Consider the following 5,702-nt stretch of genomic DNA (forward strand, 5'->3'; position numbering starts at 1 on the left):
GGTTGAGGAACAGGATCCCCACCACCAGCACGGCGAGGCCGGCGAGGTTGAGCACGATGATGCGGCGCGCCAGGCTCGAAAAGATGGTGAGCGCCAGCAGCCGCCGCACCCATTGCACGGCCACCAGCACCCAGTGCCCGAGGACCACCGCCGGACGGTTCAGCCGGGCCAGCAGGCCCATCGGGGCCGTATCGGGCGCGGCTGCGGGCAGAGGCTCGTCGGTGGCGGCCACGGTGTGCCTATTGCTCCTTGAAGCGATATCCCACGCCGTAGAGCGTCTCGATCATTTCGAAGTCGTCGTCGACCGCCTTGAACTTCTTGCGCAGCCGCTTGATGTGGCTGTCGATGGTGCGGTCGTCGACATAGACCTGGTCGTCATAGGCGGCGTCCAACAGGGCGTTGCGCGACTTGACGACGCCGGGGCGGAGCGCCAGCGCCTGGAGGATGAGGAACTCGGTGACGGTCAAAGTGACGCGCTGCCCCTTCCAGGTGCAGGTATGGCGCTCCTCGTCCATCACCAGCGAGCCGCGCTCGATCAGCGCCTTGCCGGGGGTGGGTTCGCTCCCCGGCGTGCCCGGGGCCGCCGAAGGATCGCGCGGCGCGGCGCGGCGCAGCACCGACTTCACCCGCTCGACCAAGAGGCGCTGGCTGAACGGCTTGGTGATGAAGTCGTCGGCGCCCATCTTCAGCCCGAACAGCTCGTCGATCTCCTCGTCCTTGCTGGTGAGGAAGATCACCGGGACATCGGATTTCTGCCGCAGCCGGCGCAGCAGTTCCATGCCGTCCATGCGCGGCATCTTGATATCGAGAATGGCGAGGTCCGGCCGGTCCGCCGTCAGTCCTTCGAGGCCCGAAGCACCATCGGTATAGGTAGCGACGGAATAACCTTCAGCCTCGAGCGTCAGCGACACCGAGGTAAGAATATTACGGTCGTCGTCCACCAGTGCGATCTTGGGCATTGAGCTCCCTTTCATGCGGAACTTCGGCGCGAGTCACCCCGCGTCCGAATTGTGGCGGACATTGACTGCCACAATTGCGCATAAATAAGGCGTCAAGCCAAGGATTGCCAGCATGCCGCACTCAACCGAAGTCGCAGGACTTACGTCGTAAGCCGGATTCGGGGATGGCCGGGGGCACCTAACGGAGCCTAACTCACCGTCATTCCAGACCGAGGATGACGGCCATGGGCCATGCAATACACGACGAACTTGCTAACCGCATCGGGACGCTGGCGATGGTCCGATGGGACGAACTGCCGCCCACGCTGGTTGAAACAGCGCTTGCCGAAGGCGAGGGCCGGCTTGCTGCCGGCGGGGCGCTCGCCGTCACCACCGGCGTCTTCACCGGCCGTTCGGTCAAGGACAAGTTCATCGTCCGCGACGCGGTGACCGAGCCCCATGTCTGGTGGGATAACAGCCAGTCCATGGCGCCCGAGGCGTTCGAGCGGCTGCTCGCCGACATGCTCGCCTCGACCGCCGCGCGCACCCTCCACGGCCAGCACCTGCTCGCCGGCGCCGACGCGCGCCAGCAGCTGCGGGTCAGCGTCATCACCGAAACAGCATGGCATGCGCTGTTCATCCGCAACGTGCTGATCCGGCCCGAGACGCCGGGCGAGGGCGCCGACGTCACCATCCTCCATCTGCCCAGCTTCACCGCCGACCCGGCCCGCCACGGCAGCCGCACCGGCACGGTGATCGCGCTCGACATGGCGCGCAAGCTCGTCCTGATCGCCGGCACCGCCTATGCCGGCGAGATCAAGAAATCGGTGTTCTCGCTGTTCAACTTCCACGCCCCGTTCGCCGATACGCTCCCCATGCACTGCTCGGCCAATGTCGGCCGCGACGGCGACGTGGCCCTGTTCTTCGGTCTCTCGGGCACCGGCAAGACGACGCTGTCGAACGACCCCGAGCGGCTGCTGATCGGCGACGACGAGCACGGCTGGACCGCCGACGGCGTGTTCAACCTCGAGGGTGGCTGCTACGCGAAGACCGTGAAGCTGAGCCCCACCGCCGAGCCGCAGATCCATCGCGCCACGCAAAGCTTCGGCACGGTGCTCGAGAACCTCGAGCTCGATGATGCGCTGGTCCCGCTCTACGACGACATCTCGCTGACCGAGAACACCCGTGCCGCCTATCCGCTCGAAACCCTCCCGGCGGTCGCCGAGGGCGGCGTCGGCGGCAAGCCGCGCACCGTGGTGTTCCTCACCGCCGATGCCTTCGGCGTGCTGCCCCCGATCGCGCGCCTGACGCCGGAGCAGGCGGTGTTCCACTTCCTCTCGGGCTACACCGCCAAGGTCGCCGGCACCGAGCGCGGCATCACCGAGCCCACCGCCACCTTCTCGGCCTGCTTCGGCGCCCCGTTCATGCCGCTGCACCCCACCGTCTACGGCCGGCTGCTCGAAGAGCGGCTGCAGGCCTCCGGCGCCCGCATCTACCTGCTCAACACCGGCTGGACCGGCGGCGCCTACGGCGTGGGCAAGCGCATCGACATCGCCACCACCCGCCGGCTGCTGAATGCCGCGCTATCAGGCGAACTCGAACACGCCGAGACCCGCATCGAGCCGCTCTTCGGCATGGCAGTCCCGCTCCGCGTCGAAGGCGTCTCCCCCCGTGCCCTCGACCCCCGCGCCAACTGGGCCGACGTCACCGCCTACGACGCGGCAGCCAGCAAGCTGCAGGACCTGTTCGCCGCCAACTACCGCAAGTTCGACGCGGTCCAGGTCGCGGCGGAGTAGGGGCGCTCAGTCCCGTCGGTCATCCGACCTGCCGGTGCGAGCTGCCCCTCCCCTAGGAATGGGAGGGGGACCCTCTCCGTTGGTCTTCGCAAGTCCGGAATGCTGCGTTCGCGGTTCAATCGTCTCCCTCCCCATTCTTAGGGGGAGGGGACAGGGGTGGGGATCCGCAACCACCCGGCTCTCGTCGTCCAGCGACAACAAACAAAAAAGGCCCCTCCCGGGGCCCATCGCGCTACCGCTCCACGCAATCTTAGTTCGTCGAATAGAACACGTGCGAGCCGATGGCCGCGACCCGGTGGAACGTGTGCGACCATTTCGGCGCCACGGCCGTCGTGTGGTAGAACAGCGCCGAGTTCGGGACCACGCCCGGCCGCTCGCCGCGCTGGAACTCGTAGAACGCGTCCTCGGCCATCTTGATCGACCGGTTCCACGCATTGCGCTCGCGGCCCATGTCCGACCTTCCGTCACAGGCGAAGGTGAACTGGCACTTATAGCGGCCCTTGTCGGCGTTCTGGAACACCACGCCGCAGATCGTCGAGGGATACTTCTTCGAGAACGCCCGGTTGATGATGACGTTCGCGACGGCCAGCTGGCCCTCGCGCGTTTCCCCGCGGGCCTCGTGGTAGATCGCCTGCGCGAGGCAGAGCTTTTCGCCCTCGGCCAGCTTCACCCGCTTGAACGTCGGCACGAACTCGTCCTGCGCGTAATTGGTGAGCACGGCCGCGGTAAGCGCCGGCTTGTTGGAGAAATCGACGCTCTCGATGGCATCGAGCGCCTGGTTCTGGCGCTTGGCGATGTAGCCCATCAGTACCGCTTCGGTGAGCTCCGCCTGCGGGGAGACGACGTCGAAGCCCTGGAAGCTCTGGAGCTGCTGCTTGCGGGCGACATAGGCCTCGAGCAGGGCGGGAGTGAGTTGCGGCTGGCTGTCGGTGTGGAACTGCTGGCGCTTCAGGCTCACCGCTTCGGTGAACGCGGCAGGAACCACGGTGTCGCTGGGGAGTTCCTCAGCTGAGGACGGAGCAAGGGTCGCGAGCAGCACAAGTGCTGCTGCGGCAAACGCCAGTGCGTGCATGAAAACACGTAATGCTGGAGCGATCGGCCCTGCCCGCAATCCGCCTACCTTCCCCCGATGCCGCCCCCCGAGGCAGCCCAGTTGGTCTATTTACCCGTGCAAACCCTAGCCGACGCCGGGTAGCGATGGAACCCAGAATTTACAGTTACTTAACCATGAACGTTAGGCTCTTAAAACGAGGTTAATGCACCCCGATGCAGGGTGAAACCCCTGATTCTCATGGAGTTTGCGGATAGCTAAGCGCCGCTTGCGGCAATCGATAAAAGTTAATCGATCCGAATCGTTGCACGAACACCACAGTCCGGCGCCCGTCGAAACGGGAGCCGGGCGGCATTGATTGCGATTGGACTTGCTGAGTCGGTCAGGCGGCGGCGAAGGCCGCGTGCCTCAGGTCGTGGAGACTGTCCATCACCGCGATGCAGAGCGCCCTGATCTCGTCGGAGGGCCGGACCAGGTCGGGCACCATGATGGTCTGCAGCCCCGCCGCGTGCGCCGCGCGCACCCCGGTGTGGGAATCTTCCACCGCGATGCAGAGCTCCGGCTCGATCCCGAGGCGCCTTGCTGCCATCAGGTAGGGCTCGGGGTGCGGCTTGGGGTTGATCACGTCGTCGCGCGTCACCACCGCCTCGAACATCGAGAGGATCCCCGCGCCGCCCAGGTGCCCGAGCGCATGCGGCGCCCGCGACGAGGTGGCCACCGCCGCCGGGATGCGGCGCGCCTTCAGTTCGGCGAGCAGTTCGTGCACCCCAGGCTTGACCGGCACCACGTCCTCCATCCGCTCCCGCATCAGGGTGCGGCACTTCTCGTCGAAGATCGTGTAGGGGAAGCTGACCCCATAGGCCTCGACCAGCAGCTTGTTGGTGGTCTCGTGGCTCGAGCCGACCATCGCATGATGGATCAGGTCGGTCATCTCGAAGCCGAGATCGGCGCTGACGTCCCAGACGATCTCTTTGAACACCATCTCGGTATCGAGCAGCGTTCCATCCATATCGAAGACGATGGCGGAAAAGGGCTTCAGCGGCGCAGTCGGCAGTGTTGTGGGCATGCCGCCGATATAGGGAGATTTCGCCGCCGCGGCTACCCTTGGCTTCAACGGCTCGCGCTGAAGTGCTATGTGCTGGGCGATGACCGCGTTCGATCCCTATGACGTGCTCGGCGTCGGCAAGGCCGCCCGCCCCGCCGACATCAAGCTGGCGTACCGCAGGAAAGTGCAGGTTGCGCACCCCGACCGGGGCGGCGACCCGGCGCATTTCGTGCTCGTCGTCCGCGCCTTCGGGCTGCTCTCCGACCCTGATTCGCGGCGCCTCTTCGACGAGACCGGCATCGTCGACGACGAGGCGGTGAAGACCTATCGGCGCGAGGTGGCGACCATTCTCGCCGACATGTTCGACGCCGCCGTCGAAACCGCCATCGCCACCGGCCTTAAGCTCGAGCGCGTCGATTTCATCGCCCAGATGGCCACCGCGGTCGAAACCGGCCTCGCCGACGCCCGCCGCGCCCTGCAGCGCACTGACACCGAGATCGGCGCGTTGCAGACGCTGCGCAGCCGCATCCGCCGCACCGACGAGGACCGCAACATTTTCGCCGAGCGCCTCGACGCCCAGGTCGCCGCCAAGGCCGAACAGCACCGCACCATTAAGCGCCGCCTCGCCATGCTGGAAACCGCGCTCGCCGAACTCGGCAACTACGAGAGCGAAACCGAACTGATCGCGGCACTGGAGGCTGAGGCCTGAGGGCCACCTCGGGTCCCAGCCTTCGCTGGGATGACACCGAGTGTGGGGATCAATCGGGGTTTTCCCCAAGAAGCTCCACGGTCAGCGGGTCCTCCATCCCGTCATAGTACTTCTCCAGCGCCCGCCGAAACACCGCCCCAACCACCCCCGTCGCACCCGCAAA

At 66.1% G+C, this 5,702-nt stretch carries 6 protein-coding genes; 2 read left to right on the forward strand and 4 right to left on the reverse strand.

Annotated elements, in window-relative coordinates:
* Nucleotides 1–232, reverse strand: a 232-nt coding sequence (locus JWQ89_RS18410; protein WP_299643343.1) for a sensor N-terminal transmembrane domain-containing protein, incomplete at its 3' end; no start/stop codon positions are given.
* Between the two features lie 7 nt (nucleotides 233–239).
* Complete coding sequence (locus JWQ89_RS18415; RefSeq protein WP_299643346.1) at nucleotides 240–959, reverse strand: response regulator transcription factor; 720 nt, start codon at nucleotides 957–959, stop codon at nucleotides 240–242.
* Between the two features lie 215 nt (nucleotides 960–1,174).
* On the opposite strand from JWQ89_RS18415, the gene JWQ89_RS18420 reads away from it, so the two are divergent.
* A complete protein-coding gene (locus JWQ89_RS18420; protein WP_299643348.1) occupies nucleotides 1,175–2,734 on the forward strand; it encodes a phosphoenolpyruvate carboxykinase (ATP) in 1,560 nt (519 codons plus the stop codon).
* 250 nt (nucleotides 2,735–2,984) lie between these two features.
* Here JWQ89_RS18420 and JWQ89_RS18425 read toward each other — a convergent pair whose 3' ends face one another.
* Together JWQ89_RS18425 and JWQ89_RS18430 are read right to left on the reverse strand one after the other, a co-directional pair.
* Complete coding sequence (locus tag JWQ89_RS18425; protein WP_299643349.1) at nucleotides 2,985–3,806, reverse strand: cell wall hydrolase; 822 nt, start codon at nucleotides 3,804–3,806, stop codon at nucleotides 2,985–2,987.
* A gap of 361 nt (nucleotides 3,807–4,167) precedes the next feature.
* Entirely contained in the window at nucleotides 4,168–4,899 is a 732-nt protein-coding gene (locus JWQ89_RS18430; protein ID WP_299643352.1) for an HAD family phosphatase, read from the reverse strand.
* A 31-nt stretch (nucleotides 4,900–4,930) separates the two neighbouring features.
* Here JWQ89_RS18430 and JWQ89_RS18435 point away from each other — a divergent pair, with 31 nt between their 5' ends.
* Nucleotides 4,931–5,539 (forward strand): DnaJ domain-containing protein, encoded by a 609-nt coding sequence (locus JWQ89_RS18435; protein WP_299643354.1) that lies wholly within the window; start codon nucleotides 4,931–4,933, stop codon nucleotides 5,537–5,539.
* Nucleotides 5,540–5,702: the final 163 nt, after the last annotated feature.

This window comes from Devosia sp., from assembly GCF_028290645.1.
Lineage (GTDB): Bacteria > Pseudomonadota > Alphaproteobacteria > Rhizobiales > Devosiaceae > Devosia_A.

Coding starts and splice junctions, on each gene's coding strand:
- JWQ89_RS18415 (WP_299643346.1), bottom strand. CDS start 959: ATGCCCAAGATCGCACTGGTGGACGACGACCGTAATATTCTTACCTCG.
- JWQ89_RS18435 (WP_299643354.1), top strand. CDS start 4,931: ATGACCGCGTTCGATCCCTATGACGTGCTCGGCGTCGGCAAGGCCGCC.
- JWQ89_RS18420 (WP_299643348.1), top strand. CDS start 1,175: ATGACGGCCATGGGCCATGCAATACACGACGAACTTGCTAACCGCATC.
- JWQ89_RS18425 (WP_299643349.1), bottom strand. CDS start 3,806: ATGCACGCACTGGCGTTTGCCGCAGCAGCACTTGTGCTGCTCGCGACC.